This window comes from Halobellus rarus, assembly GCF_024494595.1.
Taxonomy (GTDB): Archaea; Halobacteriota; Halobacteria; order Halobacteriales; family Haloferacaceae; genus Haloquadratum; species Haloquadratum rarum.
Genome location: NZ_JANHDI010000004.1, coordinates 114,608 through 133,930, shown reverse-complemented (window position 1 = coordinate 133,930; position 19,323 = coordinate 114,608). Strand labels below are relative to the sequence as shown.

General features: G+C 65.0%; 17 protein-coding genes. 8 read left to right on the top strand and 9 right to left on the bottom strand.

Translation table 11 applies throughout. From position 1 onward, the window contains the following. The first annotated feature begins 23 nt into the window (after positions 1 to 23). On the top strand, positions 24 to 1,289 hold the full coding sequence (locus tag NO876_RS05805) for a mandelate racemase/muconate lactonizing enzyme family protein (protein ID WP_256420742.1): 1,266 nt from the start codon (positions 24 to 26) through the stop codon (positions 1,287 to 1,289). An 80-nt stretch (positions 1,290 to 1,369) separates the two neighbouring features. Here NO876_RS05805 and NO876_RS05800 read toward each other — a convergent pair whose 3' ends face one another. Then, positions 1,370 to 2,230: a carbohydrate ABC transporter permease gene (locus NO876_RS05800; protein WP_256420741.1), complete on the bottom strand. Its 861-nt coding sequence runs from the start codon at positions 2,228 to 2,230 to the stop codon at positions 1,370 to 1,372. Between the two features lies 1 nt (position 2,231). Beyond that, positions 2,232 to 3,224, bottom strand: coding sequence for a carbohydrate ABC transporter permease (locus NO876_RS05795; RefSeq protein ID WP_256420740.1), 993 nt, complete (start codon positions 3,222 to 3,224; stop codon positions 2,232 to 2,234). A gap of 113 nt (positions 3,225 to 3,337) precedes the next feature. Here NO876_RS05795 and NO876_RS05790 point away from each other — a divergent pair, with 113 nt between their 5' ends. The 3 genes from NO876_RS05790 to NO876_RS05780 all read left to right on the top strand — a co-directional run bounded on the left by NO876_RS05790 (position 3,338) and on the right by NO876_RS05780 (position 5,725). Beyond that, complete coding sequence (locus tag NO876_RS05790) at positions 3,338 to 3,472, top strand: hypothetical protein (RefSeq protein WP_256420739.1); 135 nt, start codon at positions 3,338 to 3,340, stop codon at positions 3,470 to 3,472. Next, positions 3,472 to 4,449: a YeiH family protein gene (locus NO876_RS05785; RefSeq protein WP_256420738.1), complete on the top strand. Its 978-nt coding sequence runs from the start codon at positions 3,472 to 3,474 to the stop codon at positions 4,447 to 4,449. The genes NO876_RS05790 and NO876_RS05785 overlap by 1 nt, the downstream gene beginning before the upstream one ends. Before the next feature lie 88 nt (positions 4,450 to 4,537). Then, positions 4,538 to 5,725 (top strand): threonine synthase, encoded by a 1,188-nt coding sequence (locus NO876_RS05780; protein WP_256420737.1) that lies wholly within the window; start codon positions 4,538 to 4,540, stop codon positions 5,723 to 5,725. 67 nt (positions 5,726 to 5,792) lie between these two features. On the opposite strand, the gene NO876_RS05775 is transcribed toward NO876_RS05780, so the two are convergent. Further along, a complete protein-coding gene (locus NO876_RS05775; protein WP_256420736.1) occupies positions 5,793 to 8,840 on the bottom strand; it encodes an FAD-binding and (Fe-S)-binding domain-containing protein in 3,048 nt (1,015 codons plus the stop codon). 219 nt (positions 8,841 to 9,059) lie between these two features. Between NO876_RS05775 and NO876_RS05770 the strand changes: the two genes are divergently transcribed. Continuing rightward, positions 9,060 to 10,442 carry an ABC transporter substrate-binding protein gene (locus NO876_RS05770; RefSeq protein WP_256420735.1) on the top strand — a complete coding sequence of 461 codons (1,383 nt, stop codon included), beginning with the start codon at positions 9,060 to 9,062 and terminating at the stop codon, positions 10,440 to 10,442. Between the two features lie 297 nt (positions 10,443 to 10,739). Here NO876_RS05770 and NO876_RS05765 read toward each other — a convergent pair whose 3' ends face one another. Beyond that, positions 10,740 to 11,642 carry a dihydrodipicolinate synthase family protein gene (locus NO876_RS05765; RefSeq protein WP_256420734.1) on the bottom strand — a complete coding sequence of 301 codons (903 nt, stop codon included), beginning with the start codon at positions 11,640 to 11,642 and terminating at the stop codon, positions 10,740 to 10,742. Positions 11,643 to 11,823: 181 nt separating this feature from the next. Here NO876_RS05765 and NO876_RS05760 point away from each other — a divergent pair, with 181 nt between their 5' ends. After that, a complete protein-coding gene (locus tag NO876_RS05760; protein WP_256420733.1) occupies positions 11,824 to 13,305 on the top strand; it encodes an aldehyde dehydrogenase family protein in 1,482 nt (493 codons plus the stop codon). A gap of 120 nt (positions 13,306 to 13,425) precedes the next feature. On the opposite strand, the gene gfo6 is transcribed toward NO876_RS05760, so the two are convergent. The 5 genes from gfo6 to NO876_RS05735 all read right to left on the bottom strand — a co-directional run bounded on the left by gfo6 (position 13,426) and on the right by NO876_RS05735 (position 17,301). After that, positions 13,426 to 14,511, bottom strand: coding sequence for a D-xylose 1-dehydrogenase Gfo6 (gfo6, locus tag NO876_RS05755; protein ID WP_256420732.1), 1,086 nt, complete (start codon positions 14,509 to 14,511; stop codon positions 13,426 to 13,428). A gap of 163 nt (positions 14,512 to 14,674) precedes the next feature. Next, positions 14,675 to 15,124, bottom strand: coding sequence for a universal stress protein (locus NO876_RS05750; RefSeq protein WP_256420731.1), 450 nt, complete (start codon positions 15,122 to 15,124; stop codon positions 14,675 to 14,677). Positions 15,125 to 15,354: 230 nt separating this feature from the next. Then, a complete protein-coding gene (locus tag NO876_RS05745; protein WP_256420730.1) occupies positions 15,355 to 15,558 on the bottom strand; it encodes a hypothetical protein in 204 nt (67 codons plus the stop codon). 31 nt (positions 15,559 to 15,589) lie between these two features. After that, on the bottom strand, positions 15,590 to 16,234 hold the full coding sequence (locus NO876_RS05740; RefSeq protein WP_256420729.1) for a helix-turn-helix domain-containing protein: 645 nt from the start codon (positions 16,232 to 16,234) through the stop codon (positions 15,590 to 15,592). Positions 16,235 to 16,446: 212 nt separating this feature from the next. Next, positions 16,447 to 17,301: an alpha/beta fold hydrolase gene (locus NO876_RS05735; RefSeq protein ID WP_256420728.1), complete on the bottom strand. Its 855-nt coding sequence runs from the start codon at positions 17,299 to 17,301 to the stop codon at positions 16,447 to 16,449. Positions 17,302 to 17,699: 398 nt separating this feature from the next. On the opposite strand from NO876_RS05735, the gene NO876_RS05730 reads away from it, so the two are divergent. Both NO876_RS05730 and NO876_RS05725 read left to right on the top strand, forming a co-directional pair. Further along, positions 17,700 to 18,833: an SPFH domain-containing protein gene (locus NO876_RS05730; RefSeq protein WP_256420727.1), complete on the top strand. Its 1,134-nt coding sequence runs from the start codon at positions 17,700 to 17,702 to the stop codon at positions 18,831 to 18,833. Positions 18,834 to 18,893: 60 nt separating this feature from the next. Further along, positions 18,894 to 19,217: an ASCH domain-containing protein gene (locus NO876_RS05725; protein WP_256420726.1), complete on the top strand. Its 324-nt coding sequence runs from the start codon at positions 18,894 to 18,896 to the stop codon at positions 19,215 to 19,217. Positions 19,218 to 19,323 lie beyond the last annotated feature (106 nt).

The following is a 19,323-nucleotide window of genomic DNA, read 5'->3' as shown; positions in this document are numbered from 1 at the left end:
CGGCATCTGCGACTGCACAGACGATGCCACAAGACGACCAACCGGACTATCGGATTCCACAGGGCGGCGGCGTCCCGTGGCGAGATATGGGGATGGACGAGACGCACCGCCCGCCGGAGCGTGACGTCGAAATCACGGCGATCGAGACGATGGCCATCGCGGGGAACTTCACGTGGGGGATCGTCAAGGTCGAGACGGACGCCGACGTGTACGGACTCGGCGAGACGTTCCGGGCCGAGGCCGCGCTCGATATGGCCGGCCGAATGGAGATCGATCTCGAAGGCGAGAACCCGCTCGATACCGATCGGATCCGCGAACTGCTCGAACAGCGCTACACGGGGACCGGGCGGATCGGGCAGGCCGCCTTCACCGCGATCGAGACGGCGTGTTACGACATCAAGGGCAAGCTCTTCGACGTGCCCGTCTACGAACTGCTCGGGGGGAAGTACAGGGACGAGATCAAGATCTACTGCGACACCCACGGCGGCGAGTCGCTCGGCGCGGCCAGCGAACACGACCCGACTGACGTGTACACGCCCGAGTCCTACGCCCGCGCGGCCCGCGAAGTCGTCGACGAGGGGTTCGAGGCGCTGAAGTTCGACCTCGACGTCCCGACGCACAGCGAGTACGACGAGGCGAACCGGCGGATGGACAACGAGGCGCTCGAACACAAGGTCAGCCTCGTCGAGGCCGTTCGCGACGAGATCGGGTACGACGTCGACCTCGGGATGGACCTCCACTGGAACTTCACGACCGAGACGGCGATCCGCCTCGGGAAGAAGCTCGAACGGTTCGACCTCGCGTGGCTCGAAGACCCCGTGCCGCCGGAGAAGACCGAGTCCCAGAAGCGGGTCACGGACGCGCTCGACACACCGGTGCTGACCGGCGAGAACCTCGTGAAGACCGCCCAGTTCAACACGGCCGCCCGGGAGGGGATGATGGACATCGCCGCGCCGGACGTCAACAAGTGTGGCGGGCTGGGCGAGTACGTCGACATCGCGACCGTGTGTGACCTGTACGGAATTCCGATCGCTTCGCACAACATCTCCAGCCCCCTCGGAACGATCGCCGGGGCGCACGTCTCCGCGGCGATCCCCAACTTCCTCTGTATGGAGTGGCACTCTCGGGACGTCCCGTGGTGGAACGAGATGTGCACCCGCGTCGACGGCTCCGGCCCGATTCTCGAAGACGGGTACATCGACGTGCCCGAGGGCCCGGGGCTGGGCGTCGAACTGGACCGCGACCTGTGTGAGCGGTACCTCGTCGACGGCTACGACCTGATCGTCTGAACGGGCAGTCGCTCGTCCTTCGCGCTCGCTCGCGGTCTCGTTTTCGAAACGTGGAGTGAGATCCGGTCCCGTCGAGTCGGCTATGCCTTTCCTGTCGCAGTGAGTCCCTCGACGACCTTCCGCTGGAAGAACAGCATAAACAGAATCAGCGGGATCACGGACATAAACACGGCCGCAGAGATCGTTCCCCACGGGTACTGGAACTCACCCTGATAGAGAGCGATGCCGACGGTGATCGTCCGCATCGAATCCTCGGTCATGAACGTCAGTGCGAAGAGGAACTCGTTCCACGCGTAAATGAACACGATGATCGCCGCCGTGGCCATCGCCGGGGCCGACACCGGGAGGATGATCCGGAACAGGACGCCGATGCGCGAGAGTCCGTCCATCAGGCCCGCCTCCTCCAGGGAGTCCGGGAGCTCCTTGAAGTACGCCTGGAAGATCCAGACGGCGAAGGGCAACTGGAACGCGGCGTACGGGATGATGAGCCCGAGGTGACTGTTGAGAAGCCCCCACGATCGGGCCAGGCTGAAGAGCGGAATCAGCCGGGCGATGAAGGGGAGCATTGCCGTCCCGAGGATGAGCAAGAGGACGGGCAGTTTGAACCGGAACCGGAGCCGGGAGAGTGCGTACCCGGCGAGGGAGCCGAGCAGCACGTCTAGCACGGCCGTCCCCGTGGCGACGATAGCGCTGTTGAGCAGATATCTGAAGAACGGCGCGCCCTCGATGGCCGCGCGGTAGTTCTCGAGCGTCGGGTTCCGTGGGACGTACTCGACGGGGAAGGTGACGACGTTCCCGGGCTGTTTCAGTGACGTGATGAGCATCCAGAGGATGGGGAACACAGAGACGAGGGCGATGACGAAGATGCTCCCGTAAAAGCCCAGTTTCTTGCCGACCCACTGGAACCGCTCGATCTCGAACGCCGAGGAGTCGTGACTCATCTCAGCGCACCTCCGGTTCGTAGAGCGTCCCGACGTACACCATCGCGATGGCCAGCGCGATCAGCGTGATGATCGTCGCCGTCGCCGCACCTTCGCCGAAGTTCAGTCGGTTGAACGTCGTCTGGTGATCGAACAGCACGAGCGTGGTCGTCGCCGAGGCGGGCCCGCCGCCGGTGAGCCCGAACGGGAGGCCGAACGCCTGAAACGCGGGAAGCGTCCGGAAGATGAGGGCGACGAGCAGTGTCGGTTTCAAAAGCGGGAGCGTGATGTCCCAGAACTGCCGGACGCGGGAAGCTCCGTCCATCCGAGCGGCCTCGTAGAGGTGGTCCGGGATCGACTGCAGTCCCGCGAGCAGGATCAGCGCCATAAACGAACTCGTCTTCCAGATGGTGATAAAGAGCATCGAGTAGAGCGCCGTGTCGGGTCGCGCCAGGAACGGGAACGGTTGCTGCAGGAGTCCGATCCGGATGAGGAGGTCGTTTATGACCCCGTACTGGCCGTTGAACATCCACGCCCAGATGCGGGCGTTGATCACCGTCGGAATCGCCCACGGGAACAGGATCGCCGCCTGCGCGAAGTACTTCCCGCGGAACTCGCGGTTGAGAAGCAGCGCGAGTCCCAGGCCGAGAACTAACTCGACCGGGACGCTGACGAACGTGTATATCAGAGAGACCCGCAGCGCGTTCCAGAACCCGTCGCCGCTGAGGAACTGCTCTAAGAGCGGGCCGCTGCCGTAGATGGAGCGGTAGTTCTCGAGCCCGACGAACTCGCGCGGGTCCATTTCCAGCACGTATCCGGTGTGGAGGCTCCCGATCACGGTGTCGAAGATGGGATAAAACGACACTGCCAGGAGGAACGACACCACCGGAGTCAACAGGATCACCGCCAGTTCCTCCTCGGTGAACCGGAGGTCACGGTACCGCTGTAGTCTGTTCTGCCGTCTCGAGCCCTCTCGGCGAGGAGACTCGGACGGGGCTTCGGCCGTATCTACCATTCGTATGCGTACACGAGCGTCTTTCATTATAAATTTACAGGGGGTCCGCCCGGCTCGACATCTTGGCAGCAAAGTATTTTTATAGTCTACTGACACAGGTGACGGAGGATACGATGTTCAGACGCGCCCGTACCCGGATCGACGATCTGGTCACCTGGTGTCGACACACGGCAACGGCGGCGGACCGCGGATGGAAAGCAACGGCACTCGGTGTCGCGATCGTCCTCCTGACGGTGTTCGTCCTCTGATGTCCGCCGCCCGCCGGATTGGACCCGGAGTACTACTGCTGGCGGCTCTCGGCGGGACCGCTCGTGTCGTGGGTGCCACGACACCGTTGAACCCGCTCATCGTCGCAATCGCGCTCGGGGCCTTCGTCGCGGCCTCCGTCGGCGTCCCCCAGTGGGCTACCCCCGGCGTCGATCGTCACAAGCTCGTCTTGGAGGTCGGCATCGTCCTGTTGGGCGCACAACTCACGGTCGAGCAGTTGACATCGACCGGACCGGCTGTGGTCGGATTGGCTGTCGGCGTCGTCGCCGTGGGCGTGCTGTTCGTCGAACTCGTCGGTCGGTGGGCCGGAATCGAGTCGCGAACTAGGTCGCTCCTGGCGGCCGGTGCCAGCGTCTGCGGCGTCTCGGCGATCATCGCCGTCGCCGGGAGCATCGACAGCGACGAAGCGGACATCAGCTACGCCGCGGGAACGGTACTCCTGTTCGACGCCGTCACGCTCGTCGCGTTCCCAGCTGTCGGTTCCCTGCTCGGGATCCCGGACCGAACCTTCGGGATCTGGGCGGGACTCAGCCTGTTTTCGACCGGGCCGACTACCGCGGTCGGCTTCGCGGTCTCCGAGACCGCCGGACAGTGGGCGACCGTCACGAAACTCGTCCGGAACACGCTCATCGGAATCTTGGCTGTCGCCTACGCTATCTACTACTCGAGCGGCGAACGCCGGACCGGCGCGGGCGCGATCTGGCACCAGTTTCCGAAGTTCTTGGTCGGGTTCTTGATCGTTGCGCTCGTCGTCAATCTCGGCACCGTCGACAGCGCGACCAGAGCCGTGCTCGGTCGAATCAGCGACTGGCTGTTCGCGTTCGCCTTCGTCGGACTCGGCGTCGAATTGAACCCGCGCAGACTGCGGGCGACCGGGATTCGGCCGCTGGCCGTCGTCCTCGCGCAGTTTCTCACGGTCAGCCTGTTGGCGCTGGGAGCGGTCCGGCTCCTCGTGTGAGGTCGGTTCCTCCGCTACTGAGTCCGACTCTGATCCGCACCGAACCCGAACATTTTTTATCCGGTAAAACCGATCGGCTTCCGTTACCGTGACCGAAACAGACAGCCTCGTCAGTCACTTCGAGTGTTACGACTGCGGCGCTACCTACGAGTTGGACCACACCGAGTTCCCGTGCCCCGACTGCGGGGGCATCCTCGACCCCCAGTACGACTACGACGCCATCGACGTTTCCCGCGACGAGGTCGAAGCCCGGCAGGACTCGATGTGGAAGTACCGCGAACTCCTCCCGATCCTCGACACCGACGACATCGTCTCGATGGGGGAGGGAAACACCCCGATCGTCGACTGTCCCGACCTCGCCGAGGAGATGGGGGTCGCCCGCGTCGCGATCAAAGACGAGGGGCAGAACCCGACGAACACGTTCAAAGACCGCGGTGCGTCCGCGTCTATCTCCGGGGCGAGCCAGCAGGGTATCGAGGAAGTCGCGATCCCCTCGGCCGGGAACGCCGGCCAGGCCGCCGCGGCCTATACCGCGCGAGCGGGTATCGACTGTCACGTCGTCCTCAACTACCAGTCGAACGACATCCAGAAGACGATGGTCGAGGCCCACGGCGCTGACCTCCACCTCGTCGACGGCAAACTCGACAAGGCCGGTGCGACGTTCGGCGAGATGCGCGAGGAGCACGGGTGGTACACCGTCGCGACCTTCCAGACGCCCTTCAGACACGAGGGGAAGAAGACGATGGGGCTCGAAGTCTTCGAACAGTTCGACTGGAGCGGTCCCGACGAGATCTTCTACCCCACCGGCGGCGGCGTCGGACTGATCGGGATCTGGAAGGCCTACCAGGAACTGCTCGAACTGGGGTGGCTCGACGACGAGACCCCGCCCAGCCTCCACGTCGCCCAGTCCGAGGGGTGCGCCCCCGTCGTCGAGGCGATCGAGGAGCACCGCGAGCGCCACGACGCCTGGGAGTGCCCCCAGTCGATCGGTCGCGGGATCGAAGTCCCCGACCCGGGCGCGTCGCCGTGGATGCTCGAAGCGGTCTACGAGACCGGCGGGACCGGGAAAGCAGTCACCGATGGCGAAGCGCTGCAGGGCGCGCTGGACGCCGCGCGACACGCCGGCGTCGAGATGTGTGTCGAGCCCGGAGCCGCCCTCGCTGCGGCGATGCAGATGGCCGAGGAAGGCGCGTTCGACGAGGACGACGAGATCCTCATCATCAACACCGGTGCCGGAAACAAGGCGGCCGACGCCCTGGATTACGCGATCGAGTGACGCACGGAGACGCTCTTCCTCGGTGATTTCGGGACACCGTCCGATCGTCGGGCGGGTCCCCGACGGCCTACTCGCTGATAGCCTCGTCCAGCGCCTGAATCGGCGTGGGCGGGCCGTGCTGTCCGGCCGAACTGATCGCGCCGTCGGCGGCCTCGTCGGTCATATCCTCCAACTGGGTCCGACACGACGCGCCCGGTGCGACGACCGCGTCGGCGGGGCTCTCCGAGAGCTGTTCGACGAGGATCGCTCCGATCGCCGTGCTCATCGCGTGGTGTTCGGCCTCGTACCCGAACGTCCCCGCCATCCCGCAGCACGAGGAGTCGATCGCGTCCACGTCGTATCCCGCCCGCCGGAGCACCCCGACGGCGTGGTGGTCCTTCTTCGTCGCCTTCTGGTGACAGTGGCCGTGATACGCCAGCGAGACGTCGGGTGCCTCGAAGTCGATCGCCCCGTCCAGTCCGAAGGAGTCGAGGTACTCACAGACGCCGTAGGTGTTCGCCGCGACCGCTTCTACCGTCTCTCCCGAGAGCAGGTCGAGGTAGTCCGACTGGAACATCACGGCGTCGGAGGGTTCGACGAGCACGATGTCCCATCCGTCGTCGATCCGCGGGGCGAGCGCGTCGACGTTTTCCGCCGCCGTGCGCCGAGAGCGATCGAGGAACCCCTTCGAGTGGGCGGGCCGGCCGCTGTCGGTTCGGTCGGCGAGTTCCACGTGGACGCTCGCGGCTTCGAGGACGCGGACCGCCGCCCGCCCGACGCCCGGATGGCTGTAGTTCGTGTATGTGTCGGGAAACAGGACCGCGCGACGCTCGGCGTCGGACCGCGGCACCTGCGCGCCCCCGCGACTCCGGAACCACTCCTGAAGCGACTCCCGCTCGAAGGTCGGCAGCGTGCGCTCGCGGGCGATCCCGAGCACGCGCTCGGCGAGGCGGCGGGCCCCGGGGACGTCGGGGAGGACGTTCGACAGCGGTGCCGTCGCGCTGCCGAGGCGCGCGAGCGTGTCGGCGTTCGCGAACAGTTTCTCTCGCAGTCCCGCGCCCTTCTGACGGTGGCGAGCGTGGGTGACCTCGGCTTTGAGTTTCGCCATATCGACCTCGCTGGGACAGTCCTTCGCGCAGCCCTTACACCCGATACAGAGGTCCAGGACCTCGGTGACGAACTCCTCGTCGGTCGGGTCGTCGGGGACGTCACCGCTCATCGCCTGGCGGAGCATGTTCGCCCGCCCGCGCGTGCTCGCGATCTCCTCGTCGGCCGCGCGGTAGGTCGGACACATCACGCCGCCCGTGGTCTCCTGCGCCCCGCGACAGCCGCCGCAGCCGTGACAGAGTTCGACCATCCCCTGCATCCCGTTTTCGTTCTCCCAGTCGAGCGCGGGGTCGAAGTCGAGGTCGAAGTCATACCCCCCGCCGAACCGGAGGTTCTCGGTCATATCCACGTCCCCGCAGACCTGTCCGGGATTGAGCAACCAGTCGGGATCGAACGCGGTCTTCAGGTCGCGGAAGGCCCCCCAGAGCGTCTCGCCGTAGAGCTTCCGGTTCCACTGCGTTCGAGCCCGCCCGTCGCCGTGCTCGCCCGAGACCGCCCCGCCGAACTCGACGACCAGGTCGGTGACGGCGTCGGAGATGGCGACCATCGCCTCGCGGTCCGCCGCGGACTTCGCGTCGATGAGCGGGCGAACGTGTAACACCCCCGGGCCGGCGTGCCCGTAAAACGAGGCGAACGTCCCCTGGTCTTCGAGGACGTCCTGAAACCGATCGACGAACGCCGGGAGGTGCTCGACGGGAACGGCGCAGTCCTCGATGAAGCTGATGTGTTTCTCGTCTGTGGTTCGCGAGAGCAGGATCGGGTTCGCCGCCTTCCGCATCTTCCAGAACGTCTTTCGCTGCTCGGCCTCGTGGGCCTCCAGGGCGTCGGAAGCGAGGCGCTGCCCGCGATCCGACGCGGTACTCCCGCCGTTCCGCACGCGGTCCTCGACGAGCGTCTCGGTCTTCTCACGGCCGTTTCGCTCCCCGGTCGCGTAGAACTCCACGAGCAACGCGGCGTCTGTCCCGGGGGGCAAGAGCGAGATCACCTCCTCGAACTCCGCGGTCTCGCCCGCCAGGTCGATGAGCATGTCGTCGATGAGTTCGACCGCCGCGGGGTCGTGTTCGAGAACGTTGCCCACGTCGGCAACGGCGTCGTGAAGCCGCTCGTAGGTCAACAGCGCGACCGACTTCGTGTCCGGGACCGGTTCGAGCGAGACCGTCGCCTCGGTGACGATCGCAAGCGTGCCCTCGCTGCCGGCGAGCAGGCGCGCGAGGTTCACGGTTCCCGTTTCGGCCTCCTCGAGCAGTCGATCGAGGTTGTAGCCGGAGACGTTGCGTTTGAGAGACGGGTATCTGGATTCGACCTCCGCCGCGTGTTCGTCGATGATCTCGAGAACGCCCGCGTAGATCCGGGGGAGGAGGTCCTCGGTTCCGGCGTCGGCCCGTTCACGTAGCTCCGAGACGGCCATCTCGCCGAAGGTCTCGACGGTGCCGTCCGCGAGGACGACCTCGCAGGACTCCACGTAGGCGTCCGTCTTGCCGTACTTCAGAGAGTGCGCGCCCGTGGAGTTGTTCCCGATCGCACCGCCGACCGTGCTCCGATCGCCGGAGGCGGGGTCCGGCGCGAATTTCAGCCCCTCGGGCTCCGCACGTCGGTTGAGGTCTTCCAGAACGGTCCCCGCCTGCACGCGAGCGAGCCGGGCGTCGCGGTCGACGTCGAGTACGCCGTCCATGTGCCGCGTGAAGTCGAGGACGACCGCCTCGTTGACCGTCTGGCCCGCGAGGCTCGTCCCACCGCCGCGGGGGAGGACGGGGATCGCCCGATCCGCGCAGTAGGAGACCACCGCGGCGACTCCGTCTGTGCTCTTCGGGAAGACGACGCCGATCGGCGTCACCTCGTACGCGGAGGCGTCGGTCGCGTACAACTGCCTGGTGTAGGTGTCGAATCGGACCTCGCCCTCGGTTCGCCGACGGAGCGCCTCGACGAGGTCCGGTCGGTCGACGCTGTCGCTCCCGTATCCGTAGTCCGACCGGTCGTCTGCGGCGGGTGCGACAGTTCTCTCTGCCCGTCCACGTGCTTCGCGTGCCATCGGTCGTCCCCGGGTTGGTGACGGGGTTTCTTGACCGTTACGACGGGTGACGTACGATGGCAGACCCCATCTGTGTTCGGGGACCGACTCGGTCTCGGCGCTCTGGCACCGACGTATCGGGTCGATGTATGGGACGTCGGCGGTCGACGCGTTGTCGCTCCCCTGTGAGCGGCCTTTCTGCGATAATTATTAATAGTAGATGTTCAATTGGGAATATGTATGACAGACGGAATCACAGACAGGCGTAGACGAGACCTCCTTAAAACGATGGCCGGCGGCGGCGCGGTGCTTCTCGCGGGCTGTAGTAGCAACGGCGGGGACGGAGACGGCGGTGGAGACAGCGGCGGCGACGGCGGTGGAGACAGCGGTGGAGACAGCGGCGGCGGCGATACCGACGGCGATTCCGGAGATGGCGGCGGTGAGTCGCTCTCGATGACGTACGTCTATCCGGGCTACTTCAGCAACGACGCCCAGAGCCTCGTGCCGATGTTCGAAGAACAGGCCGAGAACATCACCGTCGAATCCCAGCAGACGCCCTCGGACGCCTCTTCGACCCGCGAGTACTACGTGAACCAGTTCGTCTCCGGGTCGTCCTCGTTCGACGTCGGCAATATGGACGTCATCTGGCCGGCCGAGTTCGCCCAGAACGGCTGGGCCGCCGAGGTCAGCGATCCGGAGGGCCACACCGAGAATATGCTCCAGACGCCGATCGACTCGGTGACGGTCGACGGCACGATGTACGGGATGCCGATCCACACGGACGCGAACGCGCTGTACTACCGGACGGACCTGCTGGAGGAGTACGGGTACGACAGCCCGCCGACGACGTATATGGAACTCGTCGAGATGGCACAGGACATCCAGAGCCAGTCCGATCAGGACCTCAACGGGTACATCTGGCAGGGCGGCTCCAACGAGGGGCTGACGATTATGTGGCTCAACTGGTTCTGGGGAATGGGCGGCGAACTGCGACAGGACGGCGACCTGGTCGTCAACTCCCAGGAGGGAATCGACGCGCTGGCACACGCCGTCGACCTCATCCACGAGTACGAGGTCACTCCCGAGTCCATCCCCGCGTCGTCGACGGACCAGAACCGCCAGACGTTCCAGCAGGGCAACACCATCTTCATGCGCAACTGGCCATACGCCGTCGCCATTATGAACGAGGACGGCTCGCCGGTTCAGGGGAACTTCGACGTCGCGCCGATGCCGAAAGCCGAGGGGAACGAGGACGCGAACAACTCCTGTCTCGGCGGTTGGAACCTGTTCATCAACGCCAACTCGGAGAACCAGGAGGCGGCACAGCGGTTCGCGAGCTACATGGCCTCGATGGAGGCACAAGAGACGATGGCGCTGGAGCACAGTCGCCTCCCGGTTCGCCAGGAACTGTACGCCGACGAGTACTACGAACAGGCCTCCCAGCTCGAGACGTTCGCCCAGATCGTCGATCAGACCAGCGCGCGACCGGCGACACCGCAGTACTCGACGTTCTCGGAGATCGTCTACACGAACTGCAACGCCGCGCTGGTCCAGGAGAAGACCCCCGAGGAGGCCCTCAACGACGCACAAGAAGAGATCGACAGCGAAGTCAACAACGCCTGATGTCGGGTCCGCTGTGACACGGACGGCCGGATTCGTTCCGAGAGACCCCGGCAGCGATTCGAGATTCACGAGCCACTCCCTCGGTAGGCCGTCACGGTAGCCTCACACGTCTTCGCTCGCTGTTATCCACCGATTGGCCACTGTCTCCACTCAGGGAGTGAAACGCATCTCGGGAATTCACGTCGACAGCGGCGACGCCGCCACAGGGTTCGATGACTCACACGGCCGGTCGCCGTCTCGCACTGGCGACCACGGCACCGGGGAGCGCTGGCCGATCCATCGTTACGATCGAGCGTCTCAAACCGTCTGTTCCCCGAACCGTTCGGTTATCTGCCGATACGTCGCCGTCAGCGCCTCCCGCTGGTCGTCGGTCAACTCCGGAAGGGGTGGGAGAGGCGCACCGATGTCGAGGCCCTGCAGTTCGACGAGGTGCTTCATCGCCGCCGCCGTGGGCACGTCGCTGGTCGCACTGACGAACGGTGCCACGACAGTTCGCATCAGCCGACGGGCCTCGGCGAGGTCACCGCGGTCGTAGGCTTCGTAGAGGTCGGTCATCACCGAGGGGAACACGTTGGCCGGTCCGGCGATCAGGCCGTCGGTCCCGAGGTCGAGCGAGGCCGTGGCCAGTTCGGTAGCTCCTTGGAACACCAGGAACTCCCCGGGAGTCTCGTCGATAACACGGTAATGATAGGTCAGGTCACCCGACGTGTCTTTCAGTCCGACGATGGAGTCGTGTTCCGCGAGCCGCCGAACCAGATCCACGCCGATTTCGTTTCCGGTCAACTGCGGGATGTTGTACAGCAAGACCGGGAGAGACGATTCGTCCGCGACCGTGGTGAAGAACCGTTCGAGACCGCCTTGCGTCGTCTTGAGGTAGTAGGGTGCAACGACGACAGCGGCGTCCGCTCCCATCGCCTCTGCGGTGGCCACGCTATCGAGCACCGCGTCGATGTTTGTCTCACAGCACCCGGCGAGGATCTTCGTTCGCCCGTCGGCGGCGTCGGCGACGGTCTCGAGTATCTGTCTGTGCTGGGTTCGAGTCAGACTGGGGAACTCGCCGATAGAGCTGCTCGGAAAGAGTCCGTGAACACCGGACTCGACGAGTTGGCCGGTGAACTCCCTGAGGGCGTCCTCGTTTATCGCTCGCTGTGGCCCGCGCGTAGGCGTCGCCATAGGTACCACTGTTCCCGAGAGGTTCATACCCTCCGTAGGGCACACCAGTTAATTATAATTTGGGATGCATACCCCGTTCGAGACGGAACCGGTCGATACTCTCTCGGCCGCATCCGCCCGTATTCGTGCGTGCCGACGCGGCAGCGAGATATCCGATCGGGCGTCGTAGCTGCGTAACATTTTTGTATCTGATAGGCAAGGTCGCAGTATGAGTCAGCAGGCAGTCACACGTCTCGACAAGCGGATGCTGATCGGTGGCAAGTGGGTCGACGCCGACGAACGGGCCGACGTCGTTCACCCGTACGACGGGGAACGAGTCGGGTCCGTCCCGATGGCCACGGAGAGCCAGGTGGCGGAAGCCATCGACGCCGCGGAAGCTGCCTTCGAGGAATCGGATCTGTCGGCGTACGAACGGTACGAGCTTCTCTCTGCGACCGCCCGGGCGGTAGAGGAGCGCGCCGACGAGATCGCACGCATTCTCACCAGCGAACAGGGGAAGCCGCTGCCCGACGCTCGCGGTGAGGTCGACCGCGCCGTTCAGACCCTGGATCTCTCGGCCGAACAGGCGAAGCGGATGTTCGGTGAGTACGTCCCGATGGACGCCCAGCGAGGCTTCGCGAAGGACCACTGTTTCACCCAGCGCGAACCGCTCGGGGTCGTCGCCGCCATCACGCCGTTCAATTTCCCGCTGAACCTGATGGTCCACAAGGTCGGGCCGGCCCTGGCAGCGGGCAACAGCGTCGTCGGGAAGCCGGCGAGTAACACCCCACTCACGGCCGTGGCGCTCTTCGAATGCCTGGCCGAAGCCGCCGACACGATCGACGCCTCCGTCCCCGACGGGTTGTTCACCCTCGTCACCGGATCCGGTTCGACTGTCGGTGACGCCATCCTCGACCACGAGGCGGTCGAGGCCATCTCTTTCACCGGGTCCACGTCGGTCGGCAAGTACCTCGCGAACAACAGCGGGATGACCGAAGTGACGCTGGAACTCGGCGGCAACGATCCGACGATCGTCTGGCGCGACACGGACATCGAAGCGGCGGCGGCGCAGGTCGTCGGTGGCGCCTGTTCGAACGCCGGTCAGGTGTGTAACAGCGTCGAGCGCGTCCTCGTCCCCGAGGACATCGAAGACGAAGTCGTCGACGCGCTCGTCGACGCCGCCGAGTCACTCACGGTCGGCGATCCGTTCGAGGCGGGCACGGACGTCGCCTCGATGGTCGACGACGACCAGTTCGAGACCGTCGTCGAACTGTTCGAGGCGACCGTCGAAGCCGGTGCGACCGTCGAGTGTGGCGGCGACTACGGCGGTGATCTCGGGCCGCGGACGTTCGAACCGACCGTCCTCTCGGACGTGACGCCCGATATGCCCGCGGCGAAAGCGGAGACGTTCGGTCCGCTCGTCCCCGTGATCGCGGTCGAGGACTTCGAGGAAGCGATCGCGGAGGCCAACAACACCGAGTACGGCCTCGAGGCCGGCCTGTTCACCCAGGACATCGATCGCGCCAAACGCGCGGCCGACGAGATAGACGCCGGCGGCGTGAACATCAACACCGTCAGCGGATTCCGGGCGGATCATATGCCCTACGGCGGATTCAAGGACTCGGGGGTCGGTAAAGAGGGAATCAAGTACGCGGTCGAACACTTCTCGCGATCGAAACTCGTCGGCTTCCACCAGGGGTTCAACGCCTGAGATCGGTCGGTACTCCTCGGTGAACCGGCGAAACTCGCGGCGTTTGCAAGTCGTCCGCTCGATCACAGAGGATCGCGCGGTTCGGATGCGCGAAGAGATACAAACGCTACGACGCCGGTCTCAGTCGACGGTGATCCAGCGGTCCGACTCGGCGGCCTCGTAAACGGCCTCCATCGCGCGCATATCCACGAGTCCGTGGTCGCCGTCGGGACCGATCGGTTTCGCTCCGCGGAGCCGATCGGCGAAGTAGTCGAACTCCTCTCGCATCTGATCGACCGCCGTGACGGTGATCGAAGCGCGACTGTCGCCCCGCGAGATGTGGAGTTGCCGTGCCTGGTCCTGGAAGAAGGCGGGCTCGATTCGAACCTGCCCCGCGGTACCGGTAACGGTGATTCCCGACGATTGTCGGGCGTTGTGGCTGGCGTAGCACTGGGCGTACACCTCTCCGGGGAACTCGACGGAGAACGCCACCGTCTCGTCGACGTCGTCGAACGCCTCGTGCGTGCTGGAGACGTTTCCCGTCACCGCGATCGGGTCCTCCTCGAGGAGGAACCGCGCGGTGTTGAGCGGGTAGATCCCGATGTCGAACAGCGCCCCTCCGCCGGCCAGCGTCTCGTTCAGCCGCCACTGGTCGGGATCGGGATTGACGCGGTCGAGCAACCGCTGTGACATATCGCCGGTGACGGACATCGGATCGCCGATGTAGCCGCCGGCGATGAGTTCTCTGGCCCGACGGACGGTCGGTTCGGTCTGCATCCGGTAGGCGATCATGAGGTCGACGTCCGCTGCGGCCGCGACGTCGCGGAGTTCACTCGCTCGCTCGCTGTCGCGCTCCATCGGCTTCTCACAGAGGACGGCCTTGCCGAAGGCGGTCGCGGTCTCGACGTACTCGAGGTGGAGCGCATTGGGCGTGACGATGTACACGGCGTCGTACGCGTCCCGCGCCACGCCGTCGTGAAACTCGTCGTACGTTATTCCCCGTTCGGCCCCCTCCGTATCGGCCGCGACGCGTTCTGCTTTCTCGGTCGAACTGCTGACCAGCACCGATGGCTCACAGCGGTCACTCTTCTCCAGCGCCGGCAATGCACGACCCTTGGTGAACCAGCCCAGCCCGATGACGGCGAATCTGACCTCGTCTACGGAATCGGGAGTGACCGTCTGCCAATCACGCGCACAGCTGTCTTCGAGAACTGCATCGAGCTCCATACGTGCCCACCATCCGCGCCGAACATAAACGCTCCCCTGGGACCTCATACCCGTCGAACGCTTCAGTCACGGCAGCGCGGCTCCCGACGAGCGAATACAGCCTCCGTACAGATGTCACGATACCGGGAACCACGAGACGACGACACCCACGTCCGGAGCGGTACTACTTTCCCTTGACGAACGTGACTGGGCAAGGGGCGGACAACAGGACCTTTTGCGCGGTCGAGCCGAACACGGCCTTGCCCGTGGGAGAGCGCTCCCGTCCGCCGACGATGATGAGATCCGACTTCGTCTCTGTCGCGATACTGATAATCTCTTCGTCGTGTTCTCCTACTGACCCTCTGATCTCGTATCTGATTCCGTTCTCGTCCAGTCTCTCCGCGATCGTGTGTATCGTCGCGTGCTGACTCGCGACCTCGTTCGGCGATACCTCGGCCCCATCCGCCACGTTCAGCCGCTCGACCGTCTCGTCGTACTGGTCCCGGGTAAATACGTGAGTCAGCACGATTCGAGCACCGGACGGCCCCGCGATATCGATACTCGTCTGCGCCATCTCCTCGGCGCGATTCGCGTCTCCGGGTCCGACAGCCACCAGGATCGTTTCGAGAGCCATACCCGTTCAATACCCCGAACTGGATTAATCGTTTCCGGTCGCTGATCTCTGTCGAGGGGACGCAGACACGGCGAGCGAAGGGAAAAATCGCGTGCGAGGCCGCGGGGTCGCGGCGTCGACGGACGAATTTACGGACTCACGCTGCGCCGAGTAACATACTATCAATTTCGGGCCGATAAAATACATTTAAAATATTATATATACTGGATTCATATATGTGGGGTTGTGTACTAGGTGTTATTGAGATACGTAGCGACTGCCCCGGCGTGTCGATACCCCGATCCGTTCACAGCGTCGGAGGCGGCGGCGGGGACCGGCGGCGCGTCCTCGACGCTCATCGACGGCGCGTCCTCGACGCTCATCGACGGCGCGTCCTCGACGCTCATCGACGGCGCGTCCTCGACGCTCATCGACGGCGCGTCCTCGACGCTCATCGACGGCGCGTCCTCGGCCTGCGGCCGCCCGTCACCGTGGTTCAGCGTATTCGCGGATCACCGCGGCCTCGGCTTTCCGCACCAACTCCCCGGCCGTGCTCGTCGAACAGTCGAGCGCCGCTGCGACGTCGGCGATCGCACCGGTTCGGGGAACCTCGTAGTACCCGACCTCGACCGCCGCGTCCAACGCCGCTCGCTGCCGGTCGGTGAGCCGTGAGGACGAACGCGTCCGCTCGAACTCCTCGACCCGGTCGATCGTCAGCTCCCCGAGGTCCGAGAGTTCCGCGTAGAACGCGCTGAGCGCGGCGGCTTCCCCGACGGCCTCGAACTGCACGCTCCCGGTTTCGAAGAACACTACCGGCGGGACGAAGACGGCCCGCGCGTCCGCGATCGCGTCCAACAACGCCGTCGCGAACTCGTAGTCGTTCTGCTGGAGGAACGCGTACGTGCCGTCGGAACCCTCGACGAGGTCGCTGACGAGAAGCGAGTCGATGGCGCGAACGGCCGCCGCCGTGGCGTCCGGAGGACCATCGCACCAGAACAACGTCGTCGCCTCTGCGGTGGGGCTCCACAGCAGCAGTTCGGCTCTGCTGATGGGTCCGGAGTCGATGATCTGCCGGTGGAGCGGATGCACGAGTTCTTTCGGGTACGTCGCCGTGAACTGGACGCGTTTCATTCCGCCGTTACGCGGTGTTCGCGAGGTCGATATATCAATTCCCGTGCTGACCGTCGGGGGGCTTCGCGTGCCGCACGTGCAGTAGCGTTTGCGAGTCTTCGCTCACTCGATCGCACGACTCCGTGCGATCGGACGCGCAATGGGTCGTGTACCTACTACAGTTCGGCTCGCCGGAGAGGCGCAATCGATCGACGGGTCCCGTCCGGGGGGGACTAGCGATAGCCGTCCAGAATCACGGGGACGCTCTCGAGGAGCGTTCGGAGGTGATCCGCCTCTTCGCGGACGCGTAACTGGGCGGTCGGGAGCGCCGCTTCGAGGCGGCGAACGGCATCGATCGGCACGTTGGTGTCACGTGTGCCGTGCCAGAGGCGCACGTCCGCGTCGATCTCCGCCAGCGGGACGTTCCAGTCGCTCGCCGCGTGCCGGAACTCGGTCACTACGCCCTGACGGTGACAGGAGAGCGCTTCGAGGAAGTCCGCCCGCACGATCTCGGCGACACGTTCGGAGAGTTCCGCTGTGGCTCCCTCGCTCGTGTACTGGGAGACGACGAACGACGGACTGCGGTGCCGCGCGAGCCACGCCTGGCCGCGGAAGAGACCGCGGAGCAGCAGCGGCGTCGCCGTCGCCGTCGTGCGGAGGAGCCGCTGTATCGCAGGCGGATCCTCGATCATCTCTGGGGGCATCGCGCCGCTGACGATATCGACGCGATCGAGCCGGTCCGATCGGGTTGCCGCCGCCGCGAGGGCGTACGGGGCACCGCCCGAGAACGCGACCGCTCCGGCGCTGTCGACGCCCGCATCGTCGAGCACGGCGGCGACGAGCCGCGCCCCGTCCCGGACCGACCGATCCGGCCACGGCGACGATCGGCCGTACCCCGGACGGTCGAACGCGAGCAACCGGACGCCACAGTCCTCGGCGGTGGTCTCGAACAGGCCTCCGAGACGGCGGGACCCCGGTGTGCCGTGGAGGAAGACCACCGGCGTTCCGCCCGGTGGGCCGTACTCGGCGTACGTGAGTCGCCTGTCCGCCGCCAGCGGTACGCTCCGGGTTCCTTCGTCGTCGTGCATCGCCTGTCGTCGCGACCAACGTGACGCCTGCGTTATCATTGTCTCGAAACAGGGGTGCTGTCCGTGTGCGAGTGGTGCCGGACTCATCCGGTGATAGTTATCGTTTCGTGGTCGCCCCCGGTACTGATTATAGTCGCGTTTGCACGTCTCTACTCACTCGATCGAACGACTGCGCACGATCGGATAAGCAATGGGTTGCAAACGCTACTATAGTCGGCCGTGAAACCGTCGGGGACGGTGCGGAGACGACCGTGGATGCCGCCGATATCGATGAAGCAACGAATGCACGCGAAACTCACCGGTACGGACGCGCTCAGGGCTGTCTCTGAGATAATCACAACCCGACAGGGGATGAAAATGTCTCCCCTTGATTCACTCCGGGAGAGACCATCCAAGGGATGTATCATCCGATCCCACTGCAGATTGGCACGCCCTCGCTCGGGATAGTCGGGCTGTTGGCTCTGGTGCTGGCGGCAGTGACAGTCTGGCAGATGGTCCGGTTCGTCGACGCCTACGACAGGCAGGTGCTCACCGTGTTCGGCGAGTACCGCACGTTACTCGAGCCGGGTATCAACTTCATTCCGCCGTTCGTCTCCCGGACGTACACGTTCGATATGCGGACCCAGACGATGGACGTGCCGCGACAGGAAGCGATCACGCGGGATAACTCACCCGTGACGGCGGATGCCGTCGTCTACCTCCGTGTGATGGACGCGAAGCGAGCGTTCCTAGAGGTCGAAGACTACAAGACGGCGGTCTCGAACCTCGCCCAGACCACGCTTCGGGCGGTACTGGGTGATATGGACCTCGACGACACGTTGAACAAGCGCCAAGAGATCAACGCTCGCATCCGCAAGGAACTGGACGAACCGACGGACGAATGGGGCATCCGCGTCGAGTCCGTCGAGGTCCGGGAGGTCAACCCGAGCCAGGAGGTTCAGGCCGCGATGGAGCAGCAGACCGGCGCGGAGCGGCGACGCCGGGCCACGATTCTCGAAGCCCAAGGCGAACGCCGGAGCGCGGTCGAGAAAGCCGAAGGGGACAAGCAGTCGAACATCATCCGCGCGCAGGGTGAAAAACAGAGTCAGATCCTCGAAGCGCAGGGGGACGCGATTTCGACGGTCCTGCGCGCGAGGTCCGCCGAGTCGATGGGCGAGCGCGCGATCATCGACAAGGGGATGGACACGCTCGAGGGCATCGGACAGGGGGCGTCGACGACCTTCGTCATCCCCCAGGAGCTCACCTCGCTGGTCGGTCGGTACGGAAAGCAACTCACCGGCAGCGACGTCGCCGGAGACGGACAGCAGCTCGACAGCCTGAGCTTCGACGCCGAGACCCGCGAACTCATCGGTCTCGACGACATCAAGGAGATTCTCGGCGAGATCGACAAGGCCGCCCAGATGGACGTCGAGGACCTCGAACAGCAGGCCAGGGCGGTCAAAGACGGGGATCTGAACGGAGCGAGCACCACGGAGGTCGATCGAGGAGCCGACGCACGCGACCGGGAAATGGAAACCGAACCGGATGAGTAGTCGTCGACGTCGCCCGTCACACGCGATGGGATTTTGACTGCGGCGATCCTACGCGACGCTATGTCGGAAATCGACGCCGGGGACCTTCTGCCCAACGACCGCGTACAGCAGTCCGTCCGCGACGGAGACATCACGCAGTTGACCCGCGGTGCGGGCAACCGTTACGCCAGCGAAGGCGACACCTTCGAGATCGACGGCGAGACGTTCGTGGTGACGAGCGTCGAACGCCGAACGCTCGGCGAGTTCACCGACGCCGACGCCCGGCGGGAGGGCTCGAAGTCGCTGGCGGCGTACAAAGCGCGGATGGAGCGGGTCCATCCCGGAAGCTTCGAGTGGGACGACAGCGACGAGGTACTGACCTACCGGTTCGAACGTCGCGAGTGAACGAGCCGCGACTCAAGTCGTGGGCTTCCTCCTTGCATTTCTGTTGAGGGTTAGTGTGGATACCCGGGAGCGGCATCACGGCGGGCACGTGCCGTCCGAGTCACGC

What these genes read in the sequence shown, in the direction of transcription:
- NO876_RS05805 (WP_256420742.1), top strand. Translation starts at nt 24, where the DNA reads ATGCCACAAGACGACCAACCGGACTATCGGATTCCACAGGGCGGCGGC.
- NO876_RS05800 (WP_256420741.1), bottom strand. Translation starts at nt 2,230, where the DNA reads ATGAGTCACGACTCCTCGGCGTTCGAGATCGAGCGGTTCCAGTGGGTC.
- NO876_RS05795 (WP_256420740.1), bottom strand. Translation starts at nt 3,224, where the DNA reads ATGGTAGATACGGCCGAAGCCCCGTCCGAGTCTCCTCGCCGAGAGGGC.
- NO876_RS05790 (WP_256420739.1), top strand. Translation starts at nt 3,338, where the DNA reads ATGTTCAGACGCGCCCGTACCCGGATCGACGATCTGGTCACCTGGTGT.
- NO876_RS05785 (WP_256420738.1), top strand. Translation starts at nt 3,472, where the DNA reads ATGTCCGCCGCCCGCCGGATTGGACCCGGAGTACTACTGCTGGCGGCT.
- NO876_RS05775 (WP_256420736.1), bottom strand. Translation starts at nt 8,840, where the DNA reads ATGGCACGCGAAGCACGTGGACGGGCAGAGAGAACTGTCGCACCCGCC.
- NO876_RS05770 (WP_256420735.1), top strand. Translation starts at nt 9,060, where the DNA reads ATGACAGACGGAATCACAGACAGGCGTAGACGAGACCTCCTTAAAACG.
- NO876_RS05765 (WP_256420734.1), bottom strand. Translation starts at nt 11,642, where the DNA reads ATGAACCTCTCGGGAACAGTGGTACCTATGGCGACGCCTACGCGCGGG.
- NO876_RS05760 (WP_256420733.1), top strand. Translation starts at nt 11,824, where the DNA reads ATGAGTCAGCAGGCAGTCACACGTCTCGACAAGCGGATGCTGATCGGT.
- gfo6 (WP_256420732.1), bottom strand. Translation starts at nt 14,511, where the DNA reads ATGGAGCTCGATGCAGTTCTCGAAGACAGCTGTGCGCGTGATTGGCAG.
- NO876_RS05750 (WP_256420731.1), bottom strand. Translation starts at nt 15,124, where the DNA reads ATGGCTCTCGAAACGATCCTGGTGGCTGTCGGACCCGGAGACGCGAAT.
- NO876_RS05745 (WP_256420730.1), bottom strand. Translation starts at nt 15,558, where the DNA reads ATGAGCGTCGAGGACGCGCCGTCGATGAGCGTCGAGGACGCGCCGTCG.
- NO876_RS05740 (WP_256420729.1), bottom strand. Translation starts at nt 16,234, where the DNA reads ATGAAACGCGTCCAGTTCACGGCGACGTACCCGAAAGAACTCGTGCAT.
- NO876_RS05735 (WP_256420728.1), bottom strand. Translation starts at nt 17,301, where the DNA reads ATGCACGACGACGAAGGAACCCGGAGCGTACCGCTGGCGGCGGACAGG.
- NO876_RS05730 (WP_256420727.1), top strand. Translation starts at nt 17,700, where the DNA reads ATGTATCATCCGATCCCACTGCAGATTGGCACGCCCTCGCTCGGGATA.
- NO876_RS05725 (WP_256420726.1), top strand. Translation starts at nt 18,894, where the DNA reads ATGTCGGAAATCGACGCCGGGGACCTTCTGCCCAACGACCGCGTACAG.